The following is a 1927-nucleotide window of genomic DNA, read 5'->3' on the forward strand; positions in this document are numbered from 1 at the left end:
CGTTGACCCACAGACCTGGCTCGCAGATGTCCTCGCCAAGCTACCGGCAACCACACCGTCACGCCTGCCGGATCTCCTGCCCTGGAACTGGAAAACCAAATAGCCACGGCCTAGACCGGAGGCTTACCCACAATCATCAGACTCCAATGATGCCATCGGGCCAATGCAGAAAAGGTGGGGACAGGACACCGCTTACCCTCGGCCGCCACCGTGCCACGATCCACCGCGAGCTGAAGCGCAACCGCTTCGTCGATGCCGAACAGCGCCATCGCACGTCAGACGGCCCTAGCCGGAGGCTTACGCTTCAACACCCGCCACCATGGCACAATCGATGCCGCGGGGGCGTCCACCCCATCGCTTACAGTTCAGCTAACTGTTATAGTATCCGCGGGATATCCGACGCCACCCTGACTCTGGGAGCATAGGTCCTCCAGAAATGTTCCCTAAAGCTCTGAGAGCAAAGACTAAACGCCTTCTCGTAGTTTTCATTAAAGATGCGGACTATAAATTCTCTTGGGTAACCAAGTGTGTCAAGAAAATCTATGGCATCACCCTTAATGGAAATAATAATGAAAGGGGACCGCGGATAGAATGACACCCAAAATTTCTTCTCAGAGGAAAACACAATAAACTGTGCGTCGTGACCCGCGACATCAACGGAAAAGTCGATTTGGTCGTAGCTAAAATCTTCAACAGAAAATGCGATGAACCTATTAATATCGCACGAGAGAATATATTTTCTTTTTGTCAAGTTCTTGTTAACTGTTTCGGTAACCCATGATTCAATATTCTGACCGTGAATGAAGAAGTTTTGGTGTTGATCATAACAGTGCGGAACAATAAAATGCGCTACTTCGGTTGATATAATCGGTAGATTGTCGCAGGAAGCCCACGTGCCTTGGATGGAATAAATCGTGTCAAACAGTTCCCAATGCAACAGAGCTTCCGCTTCGTCTCTCGTCATGATCGCGGGCCTTTGTCCATTACCCCAGCCCATTCGATCTAATCGCTGTGATAGGCCCATTTCTGCGCCAATGGTTTCTGAAAAGAACTTTATAGGAATGGTTGGCCGGGCACCTCCAGTTTCCCTATTCCCCTTCGCTGTCATCTTCTCGCTCACGAACTTTTCCTCCCTCGACTGTGCCTTTAATACCATTTCTAGTTGATTGTCCAGACTTTGTTATTTGAAATCCCGGTTTGTCAGTCCCTGATTTCTTGCGCTCGGGATAGGTAGATACCTGTGTTCCATCTGGCAGAACGATCACAATACCCCCATCTTGACGCTTCTCCTTCGAGGATCCTGGAACGGAATCCGCGAATTCTTCTAGCCGGTCATTGAGTTCGTCAAGAGTGCCAGGGTAGGACTGCCCTTTCTTATCTTCGGAACTCCCGCGAAATCCCCCGAAGATCGCGTCCAAGTCCGGGTTTCCTGATGTGATGTTTGTTATGTTGGGGCTATCGATAGAGCCTCTAAGTAAAGCGCCGCCGATTAAAGGCCAATTAGTGGGATTGCTCAATATAATCGCATGATGCGGTTTAATAATTTGACAAATGCAATTTTGAACGCGGTAAAAGTCGGCATTGCCGCTGCCTGGGCTCGATCCATGGCTGATCTTTCCACTTTCAAGTACGCGGTCACTGCTTTGCGATCCACCGTGATTGCCGGTGAACGGATTGCTGGAACTGTTCAGTGTCCGGACGTCACGGATTGAAGTGCTGCTTGCATTCCCCCCCGGGTCCCGTCCATTCACGGGATCCCCCCCTGCATAGGCATACCTGTTCGTTCCGACACCTGCCTTTGTGACCTCCCACCAATCCGGCTGGATGAACATGGCGAGTTTGGGGTCATAGTACCTTGCGTTGAGGTACTGGAGGCCTGCGTCGGCGTCGAGGCGTTCTCCGATGTAGCCGTGGCTCTCGGGCTGGG

General features: G+C 51.1%; 3 protein-coding genes. 1 reads left to right on the top strand and 2 read right to left on the bottom strand.

Annotated elements, in window-relative coordinates; all coding sequences use genetic code 11:
• The coding region (locus GV832_RS21530; protein WP_168776771.1) for a transposase domain-containing protein at positions 1–103 on the top strand (103 nt) is incomplete at its 5' end.
• A 273-nt stretch (positions 104–376) separates the two neighbouring features.
• On the opposite strand, the gene GV832_RS21535 is transcribed toward GV832_RS21530, so the two are convergent.
• Entirely contained in the window at positions 377–1120 is a 744-nt protein-coding gene (locus GV832_RS21535) for a hypothetical protein (RefSeq protein ID WP_168776911.1), read from the bottom strand.
• Positions 1089–1927: RHS repeat-associated core domain-containing protein (locus GV832_RS21540; protein ID WP_168776912.1), on the bottom strand; the 839-nt coding region annotated here is incomplete at its 5' end. The genes GV832_RS21535 and GV832_RS21540, both read right to left, overlap by 32 nt.

The sequence above is a fragment of the Stagnihabitans tardus genome (genome assembly GCF_009925085.1).
In the GTDB taxonomy this organism is placed as follows: Bacteria; Pseudomonadota; Alphaproteobacteria; order Rhodobacterales; family Rhodobacteraceae; genus Stagnihabitans; species Stagnihabitans tardus.